Source organism: Xanthomonas sp. NCPPB 3218, from assembly GCF_056725185.1.
The window spans coordinates 43,337-65,942 of sequence record NZ_CM161516.1; the positions used below are offsets into that span (position 1 = coordinate 43,337).

Annotated in this window: 15 protein-coding genes; 7 read left to right on the plus strand and 8 right to left on the minus strand. The window is 67.4% G+C overall.

The genetic code is table 11. The features are described 5' to 3' along the window. Nucleotides 1-64 precede the first annotated feature (64 nt). Nucleotides 65-445 carry an I78 family peptidase inhibitor gene (locus AC1PLS_RS00170; protein WP_016901590.1) on the minus strand — a complete coding sequence of 127 codons (381 nt, stop codon included), beginning with the start codon at nucleotides 443-445 and terminating at the stop codon, nucleotides 65-67. A gap of 58 nt (nucleotides 446-503) precedes the next feature. Between AC1PLS_RS00170 and AC1PLS_RS00175 the strand changes: the two genes are divergently transcribed. After that, nucleotides 504-1,781: a DNA topoisomerase IB gene (locus AC1PLS_RS00175; protein ID WP_481104525.1), complete on the plus strand. Its 1,278-nt coding sequence runs from the start codon at nucleotides 504-506 to the stop codon at nucleotides 1,779-1,781. A 201-nt stretch (nucleotides 1,782-1,982) separates the two neighbouring features. On the opposite strand, the gene AC1PLS_RS00180 is transcribed toward AC1PLS_RS00175, so the two are convergent. The 4 genes from AC1PLS_RS00180 to AC1PLS_RS00195 all read right to left on the minus strand — a co-directional run bounded on the left by AC1PLS_RS00180 (nucleotide 1,983) and on the right by AC1PLS_RS00195 (nucleotide 12,397). Then, entirely contained in the window at nucleotides 1,983-2,327 is a 345-nt protein-coding gene (locus AC1PLS_RS00180; protein WP_024940425.1) for a hypothetical protein, read from the minus strand. A gap of 227 nt (nucleotides 2,328-2,554) precedes the next feature. Further along, nucleotides 2,555-2,776 carry a hypothetical protein gene (locus AC1PLS_RS00185; protein WP_046345213.1) on the minus strand — a complete coding sequence of 74 codons (222 nt, stop codon included), beginning with the start codon at nucleotides 2,774-2,776 and terminating at the stop codon, nucleotides 2,555-2,557. Next, on the minus strand, nucleotides 2,773-11,433 hold the full coding sequence (locus AC1PLS_RS00190) for a glycoside hydrolase family 94 protein (protein ID WP_481104035.1): 8,661 nt from the start codon (nucleotides 11,431-11,433) through the stop codon (nucleotides 2,773-2,775). Before AC1PLS_RS00190 ends, AC1PLS_RS00185 begins: the two co-directional genes overlap by 4 nt. A gap of 133 nt (nucleotides 11,434-11,566) precedes the next feature. Beyond that, nucleotides 11,567-12,397 carry a S1 family peptidase gene (locus AC1PLS_RS00195; RefSeq protein WP_481104036.1) on the minus strand — a complete coding sequence of 277 codons (831 nt, stop codon included), beginning with the start codon at nucleotides 12,395-12,397 and terminating at the stop codon, nucleotides 11,567-11,569. A gap of 439 nt (nucleotides 12,398-12,836) precedes the next feature. Here AC1PLS_RS00195 and AC1PLS_RS00200 point away from each other — a divergent pair, with 439 nt between their 5' ends. The 3 genes from AC1PLS_RS00200 (at nucleotide 12,837) to AC1PLS_RS00210 (ending at nucleotide 16,423) form a co-directional block, all read left to right on the plus strand. Further along, nucleotides 12,837-13,235, plus strand: a complete 399-nt coding sequence (locus AC1PLS_RS00200) for a BlaI/MecI/CopY family transcriptional regulator (RefSeq protein ID WP_481104037.1) — start codon at nucleotides 12,837-12,839, stop codon at nucleotides 13,233-13,235. A gap of 2 nt (nucleotides 13,236-13,237) precedes the next feature. Continuing rightward, on the plus strand, nucleotides 13,238-15,082 hold the full coding sequence (locus AC1PLS_RS00205; RefSeq protein WP_481104038.1) for a M56 family metallopeptidase: 1,845 nt from the start codon (nucleotides 13,238-13,240) through the stop codon (nucleotides 15,080-15,082). Nucleotides 15,083-15,292: 210 nt separating this feature from the next. Further along, nucleotides 15,293-16,423, plus strand: coding sequence for a saccharopine dehydrogenase NADP-binding domain-containing protein (locus tag AC1PLS_RS00210; RefSeq protein WP_481104039.1), 1,131 nt, complete (start codon nucleotides 15,293-15,295; stop codon nucleotides 16,421-16,423). Nucleotides 16,424-16,457: 34 nt separating this feature from the next. Here the strand turns inward: AC1PLS_RS00210 and AC1PLS_RS00215 are convergent, their stop codons facing one another. Next, a complete protein-coding gene (locus AC1PLS_RS00215; RefSeq protein ID WP_481104040.1) occupies nucleotides 16,458-17,966 on the minus strand; it encodes a ribonuclease H-like domain-containing protein in 1,509 nt (502 codons plus the stop codon). After that, nucleotides 17,963-20,458, minus strand: coding sequence for a DEAD/DEAH box helicase (locus AC1PLS_RS00220; protein ID WP_481104041.1), 2,496 nt, complete (start codon nucleotides 20,456-20,458; stop codon nucleotides 17,963-17,965). The genes AC1PLS_RS00215 and AC1PLS_RS00220 overlap by 4 nt, the downstream gene beginning before the upstream one ends. 173 nt (nucleotides 20,459-20,631) lie before the next feature. Between AC1PLS_RS00220 and trhA the strand changes: the two genes are divergently transcribed. Genes trhA through AC1PLS_RS00235 form a run of 3 tightly spaced genes read left to right on the plus strand, consistent with a single transcriptional unit; the run spans nucleotide 20,632 to nucleotide 21,894 of the window. After that, nucleotides 20,632-21,294, plus strand: coding sequence for a PAQR family membrane homeostasis protein TrhA (trhA, locus tag AC1PLS_RS00225; RefSeq protein ID WP_481104042.1), 663 nt, complete (start codon nucleotides 20,632-20,634; stop codon nucleotides 21,292-21,294). 55 nt (nucleotides 21,295-21,349) lie between these two features. Continuing rightward, nucleotides 21,350-21,607 carry a type II toxin-antitoxin system Phd/YefM family antitoxin gene (locus AC1PLS_RS00230; protein WP_016902922.1) on the plus strand — a complete coding sequence of 86 codons (258 nt, stop codon included), beginning with the start codon at nucleotides 21,350-21,352 and terminating at the stop codon, nucleotides 21,605-21,607. Further along, a complete protein-coding gene (locus AC1PLS_RS00235) occupies nucleotides 21,595-21,894 on the plus strand; it encodes a type II toxin-antitoxin system RelE/ParE family toxin (protein ID WP_016902923.1) in 300 nt (99 codons plus the stop codon). Before AC1PLS_RS00230 ends, AC1PLS_RS00235 begins: the two co-directional genes overlap by 13 nt. Before the next feature lie 118 nt (nucleotides 21,895-22,012). Here AC1PLS_RS00235 and AC1PLS_RS00240 read toward each other — a convergent pair whose 3' ends face one another. Further along, entirely contained in the window at nucleotides 22,013-22,534 is a 522-nt protein-coding gene (locus tag AC1PLS_RS00240) for a hypothetical protein (RefSeq protein WP_024940060.1), read from the minus strand. Nucleotides 22,535-22,606 lie beyond the last annotated feature (72 nt).

Genomic DNA, 22,606 nt, shown 5'->3' on the forward strand with positions numbered 1-22,606 from the left:
GGCGGCCGCAAGGCCTTGTGCCAGCTGGCTTGGCGCCTGTTCGCCAACAGGCGCCAACCGGTACTTAGCCGCAACGCACCGAAGCGATCACGTTCTTGGCATCCACTTCCAGATTGAGCCGTTCGCCGTTGAACTCCATCGTGGTCATCTGGCCGGGCTTGAGCACGCGCACCGACTTGGCGCCGGCGTCGGTGCGGGCCTGGTCGCTCACCGCATCGGTCAGCGCCTGGCCCACCAGCGATTGCACCTGGGTGGCATCGCAGCTGCCGATCGGCGGCGCTTCGGGCGCGGCCGCCGGTGCCGGTGCGGCGGCCTGTTCGGCGGCTTGCTGCGCCTTGGCGGAGACGGCTTCCTGCTCGTCCGGTTGCGGCGAACCGCAGGCAGTCAATGCCGCCAGCACGACCAGGGTACAGGCCAGACGGGCGGTAGGCAGGACAGCGCGCATCGATGACTCCAGCACAGTAGGGGAGGCCCAAGCATAAGCAGAAAACCCGCTCGCGGGCATCGCTTGCCCACATGGCGTTGTCGCAGCGTTGACGCGGCCTAGTCCTGACCGGCTCAACAATCGGCGCCTGTCCTTCGATCCGTGCGCAATGAAAGCCAAACGTGTTCTTCGCAATGCCGCCGCCACCGCCAGCGCGGCCGGCAAGCTGGCCACCGTTACCGCCGGCGCGGTGGCCGCCACCGCCGCGGTGGCGAGCGTGGCCGCGGTTGCACAGGCCAAGGCCACCGCGCGCGCGGCCGGGCTCACCTACGTCAACGATCAGCAGCCCGGCATCAGCCGCCGCAAGGCCGGCAAGAGCTTCAGTTACCGCAGCGCGGACGGACAACGCGTGGCCGATGCCGACACGTTGCAGCGCATCCGCGCGCTGGCGATTCCGCCGGCGTATACCGAGGTGTGGATCTGCGCCAAGCCCAACGGCCATCTGCAGGCCACCGGCCGCGATGCGCGCAGGCGCAAGCAATACCGCTACCACGCCGATTGGGCGCAGGTGCGCGGCGAAGGCAAGTTCGAGCGGGTGATCGCCTTCGGCCAAGCGCTGCCCAAGTTGCGCCGCCGGCTGCGCCGCGATCTGGTCCTGCCGGGATTTCCGCGTGAGAAGGTGCTGGCGATCGTGGTGGCGTTGCTGGCCGACACGCTGGTGCGCGTGGGCAACGCCGAATATGCGCGCAGCAACCGGTCCTACGGGCTGACCACGTTGCGCAACCGGCACATGGAATTCCTGCGCGGGGGACGTGCGCGGCTGAAGTTCCGCGGCAAGAGCGGCCAGGATCACGATATCGAGGTGGACGACAAGCAACTGGTCAAACTGATCCGCGAGTGCCAGCAATTGCCGGGGCAATCGCTGTTCCAGTACCGCGATGACGACGGCCAGCTGCAGCCGGTGGACTCGGGCGAGGTCAACGACTACCTGCGCGAGGCGATGGGCGAGGATTTCACCGCCAAGGATTTCCGTACCTGGGGCGGCACGCTGGCGGCATTGCAACGTCTGGCACGGTTGCCGCTGCCCGAGCGCATGAGCGAGCGCGCGCTGACCCAGGTGCAGAACGATGTCATCCGCGAAGTGGCCGATGCGCTGGGCAATACACCCTCGGTGTGTCGCAAGGCGTATATCGACCCGTGCGTGTTCGAAGGCTGGCGCGCCGGTCACTTGCAGGCCATGGCCACCGGCGTGCGCGGCGAGCGCCAATGGGAGGCGGCCACGCTGAAGTTCTTGAGCGCTTCGCGTAACAAGCCCAAGGCACGGGCAAGGCCTGCATCAAAGCGGAAGTCCGCTTGAAAACGGCGACAAAAACGACTGCGCTGACCCGCAGGCGGGCGCGGCAGGTGCCACAAGGACAGTGCGGTTGCTGCTCGCCGTCCACGCTTACGTGAAGCCGACGCGCTAGATTTTGTCAGCCACTCCAAGTGGAGGACCGGGAGCCGGATAGCAACAGTGCCTTACCGAATCCCGAATCTCCAATCCCGAATCCCAAACGACTCAGCCGCAGTAGATCGCGGTGATGTTGTTGTTCGGGCCGGTCTCGACGGTGAGGTGATCGCCGCCGCTTTCGCTGGCGCCCTGGGCCGGGTCGGCCAGGCCGCTGGCAGTGGTGCCACCGGTGGCGCGCTCGCCGCGGCGCACGCTGACCTGCAGGCTGTCGCTGTCCACGCGCGCGCGTTCGATGGTCTGTGCCGCCGCGGCCAGGCCGACGGCGCCGCGCACCTTGTCGATATGGCACTGCCCGGAAATGGCCCCGTCGATGGGCTGCACCTGCACGACCTGGTTGGAGGCACAGGCCGAGAGCAACAACACGGCAGCGAGCGGAGCAAGGGTGCGGATCATCGGAGATCTCCAGCGGAAGAATGGCGCAAGCGTGAAGAAAGCGTTGTTGGCGTGGCATGAAGACTGCCCGCAGCCCGTGCACACGCCGGCTGACGCTGTCGGGCGTGGCGTCCCAGTCGGCGCGCGGCCCCGGCAAAACCGGCGCTGCGTACCATCTGCACATACAGCGCAATGTCACCGAGATCGACCACCAGCGGCCTTGGCGCGTGCGGAGACTGCCTGCGTGCTTACTGCGTCCGCGTCAGTCCGTGACGGCGCAGCAGCTGCCGCAGGCGACATTGCACCCGCTGCAGATCGGCTGCAGCCGCCTCATCCAGAATGCCTTTGGCCAAGGCATCGAATTGCGGCCAGAACTGACTGGGGTCGCGCACCCGCTGCGGCCAGACCGACAACATCTTGCCCAGATCGGAAAGCTGGTGATTGGTGTGGGTGCGTATGCGTGTGCTCATGTCGCGTCTCCCGGCCAGTCCAGGGCGACAGCGTGGACCGTACCGTCGTCGACCAGAGTGAAAGCAAGCTCGGCTTGCTGTATGCCGTCGATTTCCAGCCGTGGCTCGACACCGGGGCGCTGGGTGACGTCAATGACGTAGGTGCTGGTGCCGAAGCGATAGCGCAGCTGGTACTGGGGCCAGCTGGCCGGGATGCACGGCACGAGGTGCAGGCGCTCGCCATGGCGTTGCAGGCCGAGCAGCGATTCGGTCAGCAAGCGGTACATCCAGCCGGCTGCGCCGGTGTACCAGCTCCAGCCGCCGCGGCCGGCGTGCGGCGCCACCGCGTAGACATCGGCCGCCAGCACATAGGGTTCGGCCTTGTAGCGCTGCACGCCCGCCGCGTCGCGGGCGTGGTGGATCGGGTTGATCAGGCCGGCCAGTTGCCAGGCCCGCGCGCTGTCGCCCAGATGCGCGAAGGCCATCGTCGCCCACACCGCCGCATGCGTGTATTGGCCGCCGTTTTCGCGCACGCCGGGGAGGTAACCGCGGATATAGCCGGGGTCGTGTTCGGTACGGTCGAACGGCGGCACCAGCAGCTTGACGATGCCGGCGTCGGGATCCACCAGCTGCTGGTGCATCGCGTCCATCGCCTGTGCACCGCGCGCCGGGTCCATCGCACCGGACAGCACCGCCCAACTCTGCGACAGCGAATCGATGCGGCATTCGTCCGAATCGCTCGAACCCAGCGGCGTGCCGTCGTCGAACCAGGCCCGCCGGTACCACCGCCCATCCCAGGCATGCTGCTCCAGCGCGGTGCGCAAGGCCTGCGCATGCGTGCGGCAGGTCGCCGCGAATGTCGCATCGTCGCGCTGCAAGGCCACCTCTGCGAACCTTAGCAGCGTGTCGTAGAGGAAGAACCCCAGCCACACGCTCTCGCCCTTGCCGTCCTTGCCGACCCGGTTCATGCCGTCGTTCCAGTCGCCGCTGCCGATCAGCGGCAGGCCGCGTTCGCCCAGCCGTGCCATGCCGCGTTGCAGGGCGAGCACGCCGTGCGCGTACAGCGACTGCATGTTGGCGGCGATCTGTGGCAGGTCGTAATACGATTCCTCGTCGGGCTTGAGGGCGCGCCCGTCGATAAAGCTCACCCGCTCGTCCAGCACACTGGCGTCGTTGGTGACATCCAGATAGCGGCATAGGGCCTGCGGCAACCACAGAAAATCGTCCGAGCACTGCGTGCGCACGCCGCGGTCCTGTGGCGGGTGCCACCAATGCTGCACATCGCCCTGCACGAACTGATGCGCGGCGCAGCGCAGCAGATGCGCGCGTGCCAGCGCTGGCTGCGCGTGCACCATCGCCATGCTGTCCTGCAACTGGTCCCGGAAGCCGTACGCGCCACCGGACTGGTAGTAGCCGCTGCGTGCCAGGAACCGGCAGGCGATGGTCTGGTAGAGCAGCCAGCCGTTGGCCAGCAGATCCACCGCTGGATCGGGCGTGGTCACCTGCACGCTGCCCAGCACCTGCTGCCAATGCGCGCGCACCGCCAGCAAGGCGGCCTGCGCGGCAGCCACGCCACGGCTCTGGCGGGCCAGTGTCAGTGCGGTGTCGCGATCCACCGCCGCGCCCAGGCGGAATACCGTTTCGAAGCTCTGTTCGGCCGCCAGCGTGACCAGGATCTGGATCGCCGCGCACGGGTCCAGGCCGGCACCCACGCGCCCGGACAGACGCTGCCGCGTGAGCGCGGCCGGTGCGGCCAGGCTGCCATTGCGCCCGATGAATTCGCTGCGGTCGGCAGTGATGCTGCGGCTGGGTGCATCGGCATCGAAGAACGCCACGCGCCCGTCGAACTCGGTGTTGTACGGGTTGCGCGCGGTCAGCACGCTGCTGCCCAGGTCCACCTCGCTGACCACGTGCAACTGCGAGCGGGCGCGGATATCGCCCAGCACCCATTCCACGTACCCGGTGACGCTGAGCCGGCGTGGGCGGCCGGAAAGATTCTTCAACCGCAGATGGCTGAACTTGATCGGGCGCTCCACATCCACGAACACCCACAGCTCGCTGCCGATGCCGTGTTCGATATGGCTGTAGACGCTGTAACCGAAGCCGTGGCGCACCGTGTAGCGACCGCTGCCGCGGCATGGCAGCGCCATCGGCGACCACACCTGGCCGGTGTCTTCGTCACGCAGGTAGAACGCTTCGCTGGAGGCATCGCCGACCGGGTCGTTGTGCCACGGCGTGAGGCGGAATTCGTGCGCGTTCTCGGCCCAGCTGTAGCCGGGGCTGCTGTCGCTGACCACGCTGCCGAACTGCGCGTTGGCCATCACGTTGCACCACGGCGCCGGTGTGGCGGTGCCTTCGTCCAGGGTGATGCGGTATTCGCGGCCGTCGGCGGCGAACGCGCCCAGGCCGTTGTCGAACAACACCGGTTCTTCGGCGGCGGCCTGCAGGGTTCGGTCCAGGTAGGCGGCGTGGGTGCTGCTGAGGTAATCGGCGCTGTCCAGTTGCTTGATGGGCTCCAGCAACGGCGGATGCGCACGCGCGCTGGGGTGGCGCTGCAATTGCGCGTCCAGGCTGCCGTTGGCATCGCTGAGGATCGCGCGCGCCACGGTCTGCAGCAGCACGCGGTCTTCCTGCGAGATGTGTTCGATGGCGCGCACGAAGATGCCGCCGGGGCGGTCGAGCACATTGGCCTCGGGGTCTGCGGCGATCAGGCCCAGGATGGCGTCCTGCAGCGATTGCCGATAGCCGGCCTGGCTTTCGTTCCAGATCACCAGATCCGCGCGCAAGCCTTTCAGGCGCCAGTACGCGTGTGCCTGCACCAGCTGGCGCACCAGCTCCAGATTGTCCGGGTCGGCGATGCGCAACAGCACGATCGGCAGATCGCCGGAGATGGCGTGACTCCACAGCGCCGACTGGCCGCGATGGTTGTGCAGCAGCACCTCGCTGTCGGCGCGCAATTGCGGGTCGACGAACAGCACGCGTGCGGCCAGCCGTTCGTAGAGCATCGCGTCTTCCAGCGAGGCGTTGATCTGCCGGCGGATGACCTGGCTCTGGGTCAGCGCCAGGTCGAACACGCGGTCGGCCAGACGGCGGTCGCGGTACTTGTCGATTAACGCGGTGCAGGCCGCGCGCTGGGTGCCGACGCCGTAGACCATGTCCACCTGCGCCTGTTGATCCGGCGCCAGCGAAATACGGCAGCGGATCGCCACGATCGGATCCAGCACCGAGCCGGCCGCGCCGGACAGGCTGGCCTGATCGCGCAGGGCCAGCGGATTGCGGGTGCTGCGCCCGCGCCCGACAAATGCAGCGCGGTCGGTCTCGTAGGAGATCGACGCCACGTCGGCATCGTGCACTGCCACCAGATGCAGCATCCATGGCTGCGCCTCGTCGTGTCCGCGCGGGCGACGCGTGCACAGCAACGCCTGTTTGTCGGCCAGGATCTCGGTTTGCACGAACAGGTTGCTGAAGGCCGGATGCGCCTCGTCGGCCTGCGCCGGTGCCAGCACCACTTCGGCGTAGGTGGTGATTTCGATCACCCGCGTCTGCCGCGAGCGGTTGCGGATGCGCAAGCGGCGCAGCTCCACATCGTCTTCGGCGGAAATGGCGATTTCCAGATGGCTGTCGTAACGCTGGTGGCTGCCTTTGAACTCGGCCTTGGCATCGGAAAAGATCGCCTCGTACCGCTCCACCGGTACGCAGGTGGGCTGATGCGCGGCCGACCACACCGCACCGCTGTCCACATCGCGCAGATAGCAGAACGTGCCCCAGTGATCGCGGGTGCCGTCTTCGCGCCAACGCGTCACCGCCATGTCGCGCGCGCGGCTGTAGCCGCCACCGGCCGAGGTCAGCATGCCGTGGTAACGCCCGTTGGAGAGCAATTGCAGCGCCGGCTGCGGCAGATTGGGGTCGCGATGGATGCGCAAGGCCATGCCGGCTTCGGTGGCCACCGGGCGCTCGGCGGCGTCGGCCAGGCCTTTGACATACACGCCAGCGCGCGGTGCACGCTCCTGCAACAGCAACAGCGTGGCCTGGAATTGCGGGTCGGCGACAAAGCGCTTCTGCATCGGCGCATCGCGCAACACGTGGTCCAGCGCCAGCAGCGCCATGCCCTGGTGATGCGACATGAACGAGCGCACCAGCGCATGCTGTTCGCCACGCGGCACGCGCGAGGGGGTGTAGTCGATCGCCTCGTACAAGCCGAAACGCCCGCCAAATCCCAGCGCCTGCAGTTGCTGCAGATTGCGGCAGGCCGCATCCGGCTCGACCATCAGCGCCATCGCGCTGGCGTAGGGGGCGATCACCAGATCCTGGCCCAGGCCGCGCTTGAGCCCCAGGCCGGGCACACCGAACGCGCGGTATTGATAATTGCGCCGCGTATCGACGGTGTTGTAGCCCGATTCGGACACGCCCCACGGCACATCGCGTGCGGCGCCATAGCGGATCTGCGCCTGCACCGCACCGCGCATCGAACGGCTCAGCAAGGTCTGCGGGTAGCTGGGCATGACCAGATCGGGCATCAGGTACTCGAACATCGAGCCGCTCCACGACAGCAGCGTGGGCTCGGCGCCGGTGTCGGTCAGCGTGCGGCCGAGTGCGAACCAGCTCTCCTGCGGCAACTTGCCCTGGGCGATCGCCGCGAAGATGCCCAGGCGCGCTTCGGAGGCGAGCAGATCGTAATGGCCGCTATCCAGGCGATGGTCGTCGACGTTGTAGCCGATCGAGAGCAACTGCTGGGCGGGGTTGTAGAGGAACTCGTAGTCCAGCTGCGCCAGCTGCCCGGCGATATGCGCCAGCCGTTGCAGCTCCTGCACGCGTTTGGCGGCCCAGGTCTGCACGCCGGGTGCGTGGTCGCTGAGGGCGAGTTGCCGCAGCGTGGCGACCGTGGCGCCAGGGGGCGGCGTCGCGTGCGCATCGGTACCGGCAAGCGTGGTTGCGCAATGGCCCACTTCTGCCAGGGCCGCCTCGCAGCTGTCGATCAAGCGTTGCGGCCACGGCTCGCCGTCGTCGCTGTCCGGCATCAGCGCCAGGATCGTGTGGCTCTGCGCCAGCAGCAGGCGCAGCGCTTGGTCGGCCTGGTGCAGGCTCGGCGCGGGCTGGCTGCGGATGCTCTGCAAGCTCTGCGACATTGCGTCCAGCGCATTGGCGGCGCCGTCGCTGCGTGTCTGCGCTCGCGATGCCAGCACGCCCAGGGTGTCGGCCAGCCCATCGAACACCGCCAACGACACCGCCGGCGCATCCACCAGTGCCAGCAGGCCTTGCCGCAGCGTCAGCAGATGCCCGACCAGGTTGCCGCTGTCCACGGTGGAGACGTAGCGCGGCAACAACGGCACCAGCGTTTCGGTGTCGTACCAGTTGTAGAAGTGGCCGCGATAACGCGGCAGCGTTTCCAGCGTGGTCAAGGTATCGGCCACGTGGGTCATCACGCCGGCCACCGTCAGGTAGCCCAGATCGTAGGCGGCCAGATTGGCCAGCAGGCCCAGCCCGATATTGGTCGGCGAAGTACGGTTGGCCACCACCGTGACCGGGTATTCCTGCACGTTGTCCGGTGGCAGCCAGTGGTGCTGCGCGGTGCAATGGCTTTCGAAGAACGCCCAGGTGCGCCGCGACAATCCACCGAGGAAAGCGCGTTGTTCCTGCGACAACTGCGCCACCGGTGCGGCGGGTTGTTCGCCCAGCCAGGCCATCAGCCAGGGCGCGGCCATCCATGCCAGCCCCAGCGGCAATGCCGCCCACAACGCCAACGGCGCCCACCACGCCACCGCGGCGATCGCCAATGCCGCGCTGCACGCGGCGCCGGCCATCAGCTGTTGCTCGGCATTGCCGCTGCGCGCGCTGCGCTCCACTTCGCTGGATGGCGCCCACTGCAGCAGATGGCGCCGGGTGATCGACATCCGCACCAGCGTGCGGGCGATGGCGGCCAGCTGCATCCCGGCTTCGAACGGCAGGCAGGCCAGCACCACGCCGGTGCGCAGCAGATGCTGACGCAGCCCCACACCGACCTGGCGCGCGTGATGACGCAGCCCCAGGCCCTCGGGCGGATGCGCCAGCGCATACAGCGCCGAACACAGCCCCGGCAGCAGCCATAGCACCAGCAGCCACAGCGTCCAGCGCAATGGCGTGGGTGAGCACAACCAGCCGATCAGTAACAGACTCAGCGCGGCCGGGGCCACCAGGCTGCGGCGCAGGTTGTCCAGCAGCTTGCCGCGCGACAACCACGACAAGGGATTGCGCGCGCGCCGGCCGCCCCGGTCGGGCACCCACGGCAGCAACCACGGCAGCAATTGCCAGTCGCCACGCACCCAGCGCGCACGGCGCTTGGCATCGGTGGCATAGCGTTGCGGGTGGCGCTCGTACAGACGCACGTCGCTGAGCAGCCCGGCGCGCACGTAACAGCCTTCCAGCAGGTCATGGCTGAGCACGCGATTATCGGGGAAGCGGCCGGCCAGCACCTGCTCGAAGGTGGCCACCGCATAGATGCCCTTGCCGATGAAGGAGCCTTCGCCGAACAGATCCTGATACACGTCCGAGACCACACGCGTGTACGGGTCGATGCCCGGCTCGATGCCGAACATGCGCGCAAACCGCGACTCGCCGCCCTCGCTCATGCCGGTGCCCAGGCCCGGCTGCAGAATGCCGTAACCGGACTCGACGATCTGCCCGGCCGCATCCATGCGGGGCACATTCAACGGATGCGACATCGCCCCGACCAGCGCACGTGCCGCATCGCGCGGCAGGTGGGTGTCGCTGTCGAGCGTGATCACATAGCGCACCTGCACCAGCGCGGCGACATCGCCTTGCACCTGAAGGAATTCGCTGGCCGCCTGCAGCCGCGCGTCGTCGGCGCAGAGCAGGCGGTTGAGCGCTTCCAGCTTGCCGCGCTTGCGCTCTGCGCCCATCCAGCAGCCTTCGCCGGCGTTCCACTGGCGTGCGCGATGCAGCAGGAAGAAGCGATCGCCGTGCGCATCGGCATAGGCCGCGTTGAGCCGGTCGATATGCTGCGCCGCATGTGCCACCAATGCCATGTCGCCAGGCAACAGCGCTTGCGCGGCATCGAGAAAATCGGTGAGCAGCGCGAAGTACAACTGTGCGTCGCGGTTGGCCAAATAATGCACCTCCAGCGCGCCGACCAGCTCGTCGATGGCCTCGTGACTGGCCAGCATGCTCGGCATCACCACCAGCGTGCGGCAATCGGGCGTGATGCCGGCACGTAGGTCCATGCGCGGCAACGGACGTGGGCGCACCCACAGCGTTGCCGCCCAGTTGACTAGGGCGATGCCCAGCTCGCTGGCGGCCAGCAGCGCGATGCCAGCGGTGATCCACCACAGCGCCGGCGGCAGTGCGCTCACGCCCTGCAGCAGCACGCCGGTCCACAGCAACGCGATCGCTGCGATCGGCAACAGGTAGAGCGGCAGCGCAACGCGATGCGCGCGCGGGCGAGGGGGGGGCGGCGTATCTGGCGCAGCTGGGTCGCGAAGCGCGGCACGCAGCCGCGGCAATCCCGCATCCACCAGGTAATAGCCCACGTGGTTGGCCACCGGCATCGCGGCATCTGCGTGCGCCGCCAGCTGCAGCACGGCCTCGGCTACGTCCGGCTCGTCGCGGTCCAGGCGTTGCGCCAGCTGTTCCACCACATGCCGATAGCTATCGCGGGTATGGAAATCCATGCGTGCGTAGACGTCGGCCGGATCCTTGCGCAAGGTCTGCTCGACCACGCTCATGGCCTCGACGAAATCGCGCCAATCCATGTCATCCAGGAACCGCAGGCTGCCGATGCTGTTGCTGATCGAGACCTGCTCGGCTGCCTGGCGCTGGCTTTCGGCGTGCACCAGCGCTTCCACACTGTGGCCCTCGCTTGCCAGCCATTGCTCCACCCAGGCGCTGGCCATCGACAACACCGGCCCACGGCCCTGGATGCCGCGCGTCAGCTCGGCCACGAATGCACCGGTCGCCGGCGGCTGCGAGCGCGCCAGGTCGGCCACCACCACCACCACATCCTTGGGTTGGGTGGCGGCAGTGGCGTTGAGCAATGCCGCCCACTGCGCCGCCAGGCTACTGTCGCGTCCATCGTGCATGATGTCGTCGGCAACGCGGCGCAGGTTATCGATCAGCGCCAGCCGCAACATGATCGGAATCGCCCACAGCTCGCCGAGCTTGAGCGGCGCCACCTGTTGGTAGGCGGCGATGAAACGGCTCAGCGTGATGACATCCACGCGCCCGTCGCCATGCGCCACCACCTGCAAGCCCAGCTCGTAGACGCGCGGCAGGCCCACCGACGTTGGCGTGCGCAGACGCGGTAATTGCCGGCTATACCCGGGCGGAAGATGCTGACGCGCCAGGCGCATCTGCTCTTCCACCAGATAATAGTTGTCCAATAACCACTCACCGGCCGGATGCAGGCGCAAGCCATCGGCAGACATTTCGGCCAATCGCGCTGCGGCCGTGCCGAGCGAGCGCTCGTTGAATTTGAGTTGCGACAGCAGCAGCTCGCGGGTAGGCCCGGTATAGAGCACATGCGCCTGCGCCAGGCTGTGCCCCAGCGCCTCCATCTGCTCGTCGCCAAGCAAGGCCGCGCCTTCAGGCACGGCATCGCGCACCGACGGATGCTGCAGGGTTGCTGCTGGCTGGGTAACCGACTGCCACCAGAGAGAAAATGCAGAAGCCTTCCGCTGTGGCGGCATCGAGACATGACCTGTGCAGCATATGCGCCGCTAGAGGTTGTGATCATGCGCGCCGGCATGGTGGCGCACGTGAAGGCAGCCCGCTTCATCGCGATGGTTTCTCCCTGGCACGCGCTAGTGGCAGCGGCGCTGGCTAGTTCTCCGCACAGGAGGCTCCATCTGCCGCACACATCACGTCATCGATCCAGGTGACATAGCGTGAGATGCGGACGTTATAGACCATTTGCCCATAGAAACCGGCCTCTAGCGCGTGTTCCGGAACTGCCGTGATCCAAGATCCCAGTCCAATGAGTTGCCAGGCGCCCTGACCTTGCACCACGAGCGGGCCGCCGCTGTCACCGCTTCCCAATACACCTTCGAGGGGAAGCCCCTGTGCAGGGGGATCGAATCGATACCAGAGATAGCGGTCGTTCGCTCCAGTAATGGCGTTGTAAGCCCGCCTCAGCGCGCCACGATGTGGAGAGCCGGGAATCTGCCCCTCAATGCCATTGCCGGTTGCCCCCTTTCCTACAAACATGGCGACGTCCGTGACCTCATCGCCACCTCGATAAAGAGCGACCGGTACAACCTGCTCAACAGGTGCATCCAATTCGATCAAAGCAATGTCATCCGAACCTGCCAGGAAGGCATGAATTCTGGACGGATCGCCCGACTTCAACGCTTCTTGGCCCAATGCGTCGGGCATGCGCTTGTAGCCAGGATGGACGAAGACCCGAGCAACTTTGTAGGCATTCCCGTTGATGACCACCTCCGCGTCCATGCCGTCCATGGGAGCCGCGTGTGCGGCGGTGAGGACCCACTTCCGCGCGATAAGGACGCCGTGCCCTTCGCCCGGCATGTCCGCCAGAGCCGAAAACGCGGATTGATCGATTCGATAATTTGAGTCGTCAACATCGGCACGAATGACAACGCCGTTCGCCCCGAATGAAAGGGTGAGCAAAGCAACAAATAGCCAGCGTTTCATGTGTCCGCACGTCCTTGTAGGTATTGATCTGAGCCCCATCTGCAATGTGCTTGCAGATCCCGGCGCAACATAGCTGAGCAGGCTCAAGATAGGGCACGCAATCTGACGAAACGCACTGGTGAGCGACGAAGTCCAGGAAACGATGTCTGAAGCCGGTAGCAGCCTTTGACTCCATCGCCAACCTTGAGATGCATGCATGCGCGGCAGCAAGTTCGAGTCGGCTGTTCGCTTAGGAGCGATAACTGACGCAGCCTCGATTCCCCGGTTGGCTCCGTCAGGTTGGTAAATCTTGCAGCGGGGAACAGTCTGTCGGAGGCGCCAATCTTGGCGAACCTCTTCTTCACGGCTTTCCGTCTGATTCTTCATCTGTACCGTCCCCCTGCCATCCGACCTATTGACTACAATTGTCGTCACGCTTACGGTAGCGACAACTGTAGTCATGGAGAGCGGCATGCGTGGCAAGACCATCGGGGACCAGGAGCTGGCCCTGTTGCAACACATCGAGGAACAACGGCAGGCCAGTGTCGGCGAAGTGGCGGCCGCGTTCGGTGAGCCGCGTGGGCTGGCGCGCTCGACCGTGCTGACCATGATGGAGCGCCTGCGCGCCAAGGGCTTCCTGCGCCGCGAGCAGATGGACGGTATGTACCGCTACAGCGCCACCAGCGGGCAGGACGCGGTGGTGCGCTCGGCAGTGGGGCAGTTCGTGGAAAAGACCTTGCAGGGCTCAGTGTCGCCGTTCGTAGCGTGGATGTCGCAGCGCGCCGAGGTCAGCGATAGCGAGCTGGCCGAGCTCGAAGCCCTGGTCGCCAAGCTGCAGTCGCAGCGCAAGGAGGATTGAGCATGTCGCCGATGATCGAAGCCTTGCTCTGGAAACTGGGCGCCACCAGCGTGCAGACCGCCGTGCTGGCGTTGGCGGTGTGGGCGCTGTGCCGCAGCGTGCGGCGGCTGCCCGCCACCACGCAGACCTGGCTATGGTGGCTGGTGGGAGTGCAGGCCGTGGTCGGCCTGCTGTGGAACGCGCCGCTGCAGTTGCCGGTGTTGCCCGCAGCCACGCCCACGCCTGCCTTGATTGCCGGCAATAGCCTGGCGCCGATGGTGATGGCCAATGCCAGTGCATCCGGCGCCAGCGCGGTCGCCAGTGCGGGCGCGGCAGACGTGCTGCAGGGTGCAAGCGGTCCGTCCTGGGCGCTGTGGCTGGCCGCGTTATGGATTGCCGGCGTTGCAGTGATGGCGCTCGGCACAGTGCGCGCATACCGACGCAGCCGCGCCCTGGTACGCGCTGCCGCACCGTGCACCGATCGCGCCCTGGTCGCCGCACTGCGCATGGCCGCAGAAGCGCACGGCCTGTCGCAGCCGCCGGAAATACGGCTGTCGCAGCAGATCGCCTCGCCGCAGTTGATCGGGCCCTGGCGCCCGGTGTTGCTGCTGCCCGCCGCACGCCTGCCACACATGGCCGACGACGATCTGGATATGGCGCTGACCCATGAACTGATCCATCTGCGCCGGCGCGATCTGTGGTGGGGCTTGCTGCCGTCGCTGGCCCAGCACCTGTTCTTCTTCCACCCGCTGGTGCATCTGGCCGCGCGCGAATACGCCACCGCCCGCGAAGCCGCCTGCGATGCCGCGGTGGTCGCAGGCCACCGTCATTGCCGCCACGACTATGGCCGGCTGTTGCTGCAACTGGGCGTGGCACCGCGCCCGCACGGCGGCGTGGCCAGCGCCTCGCCGTCCTTCCTCAGCCTAAAACGGAGATTGCTCATGTTGCAGAACCCGACCTCGTTCCCGCGGTTTGGCGCGGCCCTGATCCTGGGCGCGGTGGCCATCACCGGCGTGCTGCCGCTGCGCCTGGTGGCAATGCCCACTGCGCCGGCTGCCGCCGCCGCATCAGCAGCCGCAACGGCCAAGCCCGCTGCCGGCGCGTCGAGCACAGCGGCACCGGCCACTGCCGCCGCTGCAGCTGTACCGGCAACTGCGGCAGCGAACGCCGCACCGGCAAACGCCGCCGCACCGGCTGCAGCGGCGTCATCCACCAGCCAGACCTTCACCACCACCTCCACGCACGGCCAGATCAACCTGTCGCATGACCCCGACCGCGATGCCTACGTGCTGCTGCAGGGCAACGACAGCGTCATGAATGGCTCGGTGGACGATCTCAAGCATGTGCGTCGCCTGGCCGGCAAGGATGGTCAGCTGATGTGGTTCCGCAAGGATGGCAAGCAGTACGTCGTGCGCGATCCCGACACCTTCAAGCGCTTGAATGCGGCGTATGCGCCAGTCACCAAACTGGGCCAGGCGCAGGGCGCGCTTGGCGAGCGCCAGGGCGAGCTCGGCGAGCAGCAGGGCGAGTTGGGAGCGCAGATGGGTGAGCTGGGTGCACGTGCTGCCGACGCGGCCGCAAAGCACGTCAATGCATCCTTGCTCGACACCGATGCGCGCACACAGCAGGCCGCCGAGCGTGCGGCGCGGGAAGCAGAACGCGCAGTACGTCAGGCCGAGCAGGCCATGCAGCGCAGCGGCGCCCAACAGCGGATGCAGGCGCTGGCCAGGCAGCAGGCGGCGCTCGCCACCGAGCAGGCAGATCTGGCCAGCCAGCAGGCCGCCGCCAGCATCCGCGCCGACAAGGAAGCCCAGCGCATCATGCGCGAGGCGATCGCACAGGGGCTGGCCACGCAGATCGAGGGCTGATCGCCGCAGGCCGCTGCTCGCCGGGGCTGTGCAGCACGCGCAGACGGCGAGTAGCTGGCGCCATCTCGGCGGAGGCAGTGACTGGCGTCAAACCAGCTCGACGCCGCACGCGCCGTGCAGGCACACGCGGCGGGCGACACACAGCGCTGGTGACTCGGTGACGCCGCGACTCGCCGATACTGCACAACAGGCGCAGACGGCGAGCAGGCAATGACGTACCGGGTGGTGGTGTTGGGGGGCTTCGGGCATTTCGGCGCGCGCATCGTGCGGGCGCTGGCGGCGACGGCGCAACTGCAGGTGATCGCGGCCGGACGGCATCCCGGCGATGTGGCGGCCACGTGGCCGGATGTGGCACCCGGTCGCATCGCGTGCTGTCGCCTGGATATCGACGCAAGCGATTTTGCCGCGCAACTGGCGGCCACTGCCGCCGATGCGGTGGTGCACACCGCAGGCCCGTTCCAGGGCCAGGATTACGCCGTGGCGCACACCTGCCTGCAGGCCGGCATGCACTACATCGACCTGGCCGACGGCCGCGCGTTCGTCCGCGATTTCCCCGCGGCAGTGGATGCAGCGGCAAGGCAAGCGCAGCGTGTGGCCATCAGCGGCGCCAGCACCTTGCCCGCGCTGTCGAGCGCGGTCATCGATGCCTTGCTGCCGCGTTTTTCCGCCTTGCATGACATCCGCATGGTCATCGCACCCGCGCAAGGCACACCGCTTGGCCTGGCCACCGTGCGTGCGGTGTTGTCGTACTGCGGCACGCCGTTCACATGGCTGCATGAGGGCCGCTGGCAAACGGTGGTGGGCTGGGCCAGACCCACGCGCGTGCAGTTCGCCCAGCTCGCGCCGCGGCTTGCGTCGCCATGCGATGTGCCCGATCACGATCTGCTGCCCCAGCGCTATCCAGGCGTACAGAGCGTGCAGTTTCGCGCCGCGTTGGAGGTGCCGTTCCTGCAGCGCTGCCTGGCCGGTGTCGCCTGGCTGCGTCAGCACGGCGTGCCATTGCCGATGGCGCGCCTGGCCGAGGTGTTTGCACGTGCGGCACGCTGGTTTGACCGCTTCGGCACCGACCTCGGTGGCATGCGCGTGGAGCTGCGTGGCATGAGCCATCCCCAGGCTGGCGATCCCCGGCCGCTGCGACTGCAGTGGGACCTCACCGCTGCAATGCTGCACGGCCCGGAGATTCCCTGCTTCGCCGCCATCCTGCTGGTGCGCAAGCTTGCCGCAGGGCAGGCATTACCGATCGGCGCGCATGCCTGCATGGGCTTGTTGACCCTGGCCGAATTCGAGCAGGAGTTCGCGGCGTGGCAGATGGTGACCGAGCTGTTGGAAGTGCCTGTGTGAGTGCGCTGGCGCCACGGCCGATGACGGCCTGTTGTCAGGGCGTCTCCAGCATCGGAATCACGTCACGGTCCTGCGCTTCCACTGCCACCAGGCGCTGCATCAGCAGCGATAAGGTCACCACGTCCTGGTGATTGTGCTCGGCCACGCGGCGCAGGTTGCGCGCGCTGCCGCCGCGCAGGTAGCTCAGCCAGGCGGCCGGGGCTTCGGAGCCGGGCAGGTCGTCTTCGCGCACCACGCGCAGCAGCTGCCGTTCGATGGTGGCCAGCTTGCAGTTCTCCCAGGTGCCGCGGTAACGGCGCCGGGTGGGGAACAGCAGGTCCACATGGTCCAGTGCAGAGATCGGGTCGCCGCGGCGCGCCAGCCGGTAGCGCGTCTTCAACAACGGCGCGTCGTAGCAGCGGCCGTTGTAGCTGGACAGCACCGTCTGCGGCGACAGCCAGCTGCGGAACAGATCCAGCATCGCGCTTTCGGCCGCCATCGTGGACATCATCAACTGGCGCACGCGCAGCCCGCTGCCCTGCGTAGCGTCGGTGTACCAATCGGCCACGCCGATCATGAAGGCGCGCGTGCCGGTGCCGCCGGCCAGGCCGGTGGTTTCGGTATCGAAGAACAATAGATCCATCGGATCCACCGCGTCCTCGCGCTTGGCGAAGGCCAGCGACAGCGCCTGGCGCGGGATCGCCTGCGGCAGGAAGGCTTCGATCAGGTGCAGGCCGGGCGCGATCTCGTTGCCGGGCAGATGCCGGTCGGTGGACGCCGCGCGTACCGGCGCGTGCATCGAGACCGCGCGCTCGCGCAGGCCGATCATCTTGCGCAGGCCGGCGATATCGGTGCGTCGCTGCGGTGGCGGGTTGGATGTGGGTGCAACCGGTGTGGCGCGCACAGCCGGCACGCGCGCCGCCGCATCGGCCGCCGCACCTGCCGGCTTGTGGCGCACATCGTGGTCCACCCAGGCAAACGCCGAGCTATCGCGCGCAGGCGCTGCAGCAACCGGTGCCTGCAGGGCGCGGCGCGTCATGGCCGGTGCGCTGGGCTGGGCACGCGGTGCACCGGCAGCCTCTGCGCTGCCGGGCTGCGCGCTTCGCACAGCCGCCTCGCGCGGCAAAGCGCGTGACGCAGACGCAGCAGCACCCGGCGCAGGCTGGCGTTGCGCGCGCGTGGGCATCACCGCATCGTCCTTGCGCGCCGTGGGTGTAAGCCCGCCGACCTGGCGGCGCAGCAGGCGCAAGCGTTCTGCGCTCACCCCAGGATCGCTGCCAGGCACCGGCGCTGCCGGCGCACGCATCGGCTGCGCCGCCGCAGGCATGTCACCTGCGGCACGCGTGTGCGCATCGCCCGGCACTGCATCCGTACTGACTGCATCACCCGAGGTGCGCGCCACCGCTGCCGCGCGCAGCGGGTGTGCATCGGCCTGCGCATCGCCCGCAGCGGAAACATCCGCACCATCCACTGCAGCGCCATCTGCAAGCGCCGCCGGCGCAGGCACATCGGCGTGTCCGGCCTGACGCCGCAACAAGCGCAACCGGTCCGCACTCACGCTCATGCAAGCACGTCCAGCGCCAGGTCGTCGTCCACCTGGGTGGCATGCCGCAATGGCGCATCCGCATCGAACAGCAGTGCCAGCACCGTCAAGGCCAATGACTTGGGCGACTCGCCCTTGCCTTCCTCATGCGCGGCCAGCACCGGGCCCACGCAGGCCGGGCAGCCAGCGCTGCAGTCGCAACGCCGCACCAGCTCGTCGGCGCGCTGCAGCAGCTCGGCCTGGCGCAGCCACAGCGGCTCGCTCAGGCCCACCCCGCCGGGGAAGTTGTCGTACAGATACACCGTGGGCACGAAGGCCTGCTGCAATTCCACCGCGCCTTCTTCGCCTTCGTCCACGCCGCGCAGCTGTCCGCGCCCGGTCTGGTCGGCCACCCCAAACCACGCGCCGTCGCCATTGCCCACCGCTTTTTGCAGGTCGCGCGCATCGGCCATCACCGCCACCGTAGCCACCACGTGCAGCGCATAGGCCGCACCCAGAAAACCATCCAGCGCATCCTGCTTGGACGCGAACGCCTTGCCCAGCGTGGCCTGCGGCAGTTGCCACCACACCGCAGTGGTGTGCAGTTCCTGGTCGGGCAGATTGACCGGCCCGTAGCCGATGTTCTCGTGCGTGTAATAGCGGATCTTCTTGTAGCCGGACACGCGCCGCACCACATGCACCTCGCCGTGATGCGAGTCGCCGCGCCCGGCCACGCCGCCGTCGAAGCGGTCCAGCACCTTCAGCTTGGTGTAGTCGATGCTGTCGGTGTAGTAGTCCACATGCGTGCGCGTGACATAGGCCTTGCGGCCTTCCCAGTCCAGCCGCTCCACCTGGTACGGCGTGCTCTGCACCATGTGGATGGCGCCTTCGTACAAGGTCAGCGCGGCGGCCGAATAATCCACCTCGGCAATGATCTGCTGCTTGCCGTCGCTCTTGTCCACCACCACGAAGTTGCCGTCGGCCACCGAGCGCAGGCTCACCGCATTGGCCGGGTAGCTGTCGGCGATCCACTCCCAGCGGTCGCCTTCCTGATGGATCACGTCGCTCTCGGCCAGCGCTTCCAGGAACACCAGCGGGTCGATCGGCCCGAACGGCTCGCTGGCAATGAACGGCAGCTCGAACGCCGCGCAGCGGATGTGATCGAACAGGATCAGCGGCTGGTCCGGCGCAATGCGCGCATGTTCGGGCGAGGCATCGGCAAAGAAATCCGGGTGCCGCACCACGTACTGGTCCAGCGGCTGCGAACTGGCCACCAGCACGCCCAGCGCCGGTTGCTGGCGGCGCCCGGCGCGGCCGAAGCGCTGCCAGGTCGCCGCCACGCTGCCGGGGTAGCCGTTGAGGATCACCACATCCAGCGCGCCGATATCCACGCCCAGCTCCAATGCCGAGGTGGACACGATGCCGTCGATATTGCCGGCGCGCATCGCGCGCTCCACCTCGCGCCGCTCGGTGGGCAGGTAGCCGCCGCGGTACGCACGGATGCGTGGCGGCTTGCGTGGGTCGTGGTCGAAGATGTCCTTCAGGTACTTGGTCAGCACCTCCACCATCAGGCGCGTCTGCGCGAACACCAGCGTCTTCAGGCCGCTCTTGATCGCGATGCGCGCAATGCGGTTGCTCTGCGAGCGTGCCGATGCGCGCAGCCCCAGATCGGCGTTGACCACCGGCGGGTTCCACAGCAGCACGTGCTTGTCGCCGGTGGGCGCGCCGGACTCGGTGATCGCATGCACCTGTTCTTCGATCAGGGCCTGCGCGTGCGCATGCGGGTTGCCGATGGTGGCCGAGCACAGGATGAACTGCGGGTTGGCGCCATAGAACGCGCAGATGCGCTTGAGCCGGCGCAGCACGTTGGTGACGTGGCTGCCGAATACGCCGCGGTAGGTATGGATCTCGTCGATCACCACATAGCGCAGGTTCTCGAAGAACTGCGCCCACTTGGTGTGATGCGGCAGGATCGCCTGATGCAGCATGTCCGGGTTGCTTACCACGATGTCGCCATGCAGGCGGATCGCCTGGCGTGCATCGCCGGGCGTATCGCCATCGAAGGTGAAGGCCTTCACCCCCAGCTCGCCGGCGCGGTTCAATTCCAGCAGTTCGGCCACCTGGTCCTGCGCCAGCGCCTTGGTCGGGAACAGGTACAGCGCCTTGGCCCCGGAGCGCATCGCCGCGCTCACCACCGGCAGCGTGTAGCACAGCGACTTGCCCGACGCGGTGGGCGTCACAATCGCCACATGTTCGCCGCGTTGGGTGGCCGCCCAGGCGTCGGCCTGGTGGCTGTAGAGCTGGCTGATGCCACGCGCGCGCAAGGCGTCGGCCAGCGCGGCCGGCACGTCGGCGGGAATCGGCGCATAACGGCCGTCGCGCCCGGGCAGGGTGAAGCTGCCGGTGATGCGGTCGTGGTAGCGCCGTTCCAGGCGTTCGGTGAGCAGTGCGCCATCGCGGCTGGGCCGGCCATCGGTAGTGGCCAGCGCGCGTTCGGCGGTTTCGGTGCGGGGAGCGAGGGCAAACGGAGGCATACGGCGGCTCCCAAAGAGGGGCATGAGACAGGGGAGGTGTCTCAGGGTATGAGACCAGCGCCGAACCGGCGAGCCTGTGTCACTGAGCGGATTCAGCAAGCCGGGTATTCTGTTGCCCCCACCGCGTCACCGTTGCCTTGCACGCTGTGGCTCCCCCATCTCGAAGAACCGCCGTGCCCGTTTCCCCCAGCCTCACCGCGCCGCACTACAAGACCCGTTGCGCCCGCCGTGCCGATGTGATCGTGCATGCCGCCGGCCTGTTCCTGGCCATCGTCGGCGGCGCCTGGATGGTCTGGCGCGCGCATGCCAACCAGACCATGCTGCTGGCCACCTGCGTCTACGCGCTGGGGCTGCTGGTGATGTTCGGCTGCTCGGCGGCCTACAACTTCGCCCCGCCGCAACGCCAGCCGATGCTGCGCAAGTTCGACCACGCCGGCATCTTCGTGATGATTGCCGGCTCCTACACCCCGTTCCTGCTGGTCGCCCTCGACGGCACCTGGCGCTGGGCGATGATCCTGGGCGTGTGGGGCGTGGCCTTGTTCGGCGTGTTCGCCAAGCTGTTCCTGCCCGGCATCGCCAAGGGCTTCTGGGTGGTGATCTACCTGTTGCTGGGCTGGGCCGGCATCGTGGTGATCAAGCCGCTGCTCGCCGGCCTGGACAGCACCGTGCTGTGGCTGATCGCCGCCGGCGGCGCGTTCTACACCGTGGGTGTCACCTTCTACGTGCGCAAGTCGCTGGTCTACAACCGCGCCATCTGGCACGCCCACGTGCTGGGCGGCGCGCTCTCGCACTGGTGCGCAATCTGGTTGTGCCTGCAGCCCTTGGGTGGGATGTAGCCTCGCCCGGCACAGCCGACTTGCCCCACCCGCAGTGATACTTTAGTGTCACTGCATGCGCACAGAACTTGTCACCACGCTCAAGCGGCAGGCCACCGAGCTCCTCGCAGATGTCGAGCGCGACAAGGAGCCGATCCTGATCACCCAGCATGGCCTGCCCAGCGCATACCTGGTGGACGTCGCCAGCTATGAACGCATGCAACAGCGGATGGCGATCCTCGAAGGAATTGCCCGTGGTGAAATGGCGGTAGCCGAAGGCCGCAGCCTGAGCCACGAGCAAGCCAAACAACGCCTGGCGCGATGGCTGAAATAGTCTGGTCTGAGCCGGCAGTGGCCGACCTGGACGCGATTGCCGACTACATTGCGCTTGAGGACGCTGCCGCCGCAGCGGCACTGGTGAGACGGGTGTTTGCGCATGTCGAGCAATTGGCCGAACACCCGGAGAGTGGAAGCCGGCCGCAGGAGCTCAAGCGCTCCCGCTACCGTCAAATCGTCGAGCCACCTTGCCGCGTGTTCTACCGTGTGGACGGGCAACGCGTTGTCGTGGTTCACGTGATGCGCTCGGAGCGGTTACTTCGGAAGAATCGTCTTTCGCGCTGACAGGCGCGTCCATCTTCCAACTGCATCGCATTGCACACGCGTTGCGGCGCATGCGCCCACACCGCGCGCAGGCACGGCGTACAGCGCCACCCGCGCAATCAAGAAGCGGCTCACACCCTCACAGCTTGGTCTTCATCACCGCCTCGAAGGCCGCATCCGGCGCGATGCTGTCGGAGAGCACGACCACCGAATGCAGCGTGCCCTTTGCCTGCACGTTGTATTCAAAGCCCACCGGCTTGCCGCCGCGGCTGAACACCTCGATCTCGCTGTACTCGCCGAGCCGGCCTTCATAACTCTCGCGCTCCAGCCCGTGCTCCCTGGCAAAGGTGCCGGCGGCGCTGCGTGCGCCCTCCCACACCGCGTCCTCGTAGCTCATCGGCTGCAGCAGGCTGATCATGTGGGTCGCGCAGGCGTTGGTGCTGGTCACGCCATAGCCATCGACCTCGCCCAGCAACGGGATCTTGCGGACATCGCGTTTGGGCGTGGCGGTGACGGTGCAGCCAAGCTGCTGCAGCTCGGCAAGGGTGAAGTGCTCGGACTCCGGGCGCGGCGCGCTGGGGGTGGCCGTGCCGCCATTGCAGGCAGACAGCAGGCCCAGACAGGCGAGCGGCAGGAAGCGGCGTAGGGAAACGTGCGACAACGGTGACGTCCTTGTAGGGAATGGAAGAGCGGCGCGGCTGCCCTCGACATCGGCGCCCAACATGACGCCAAT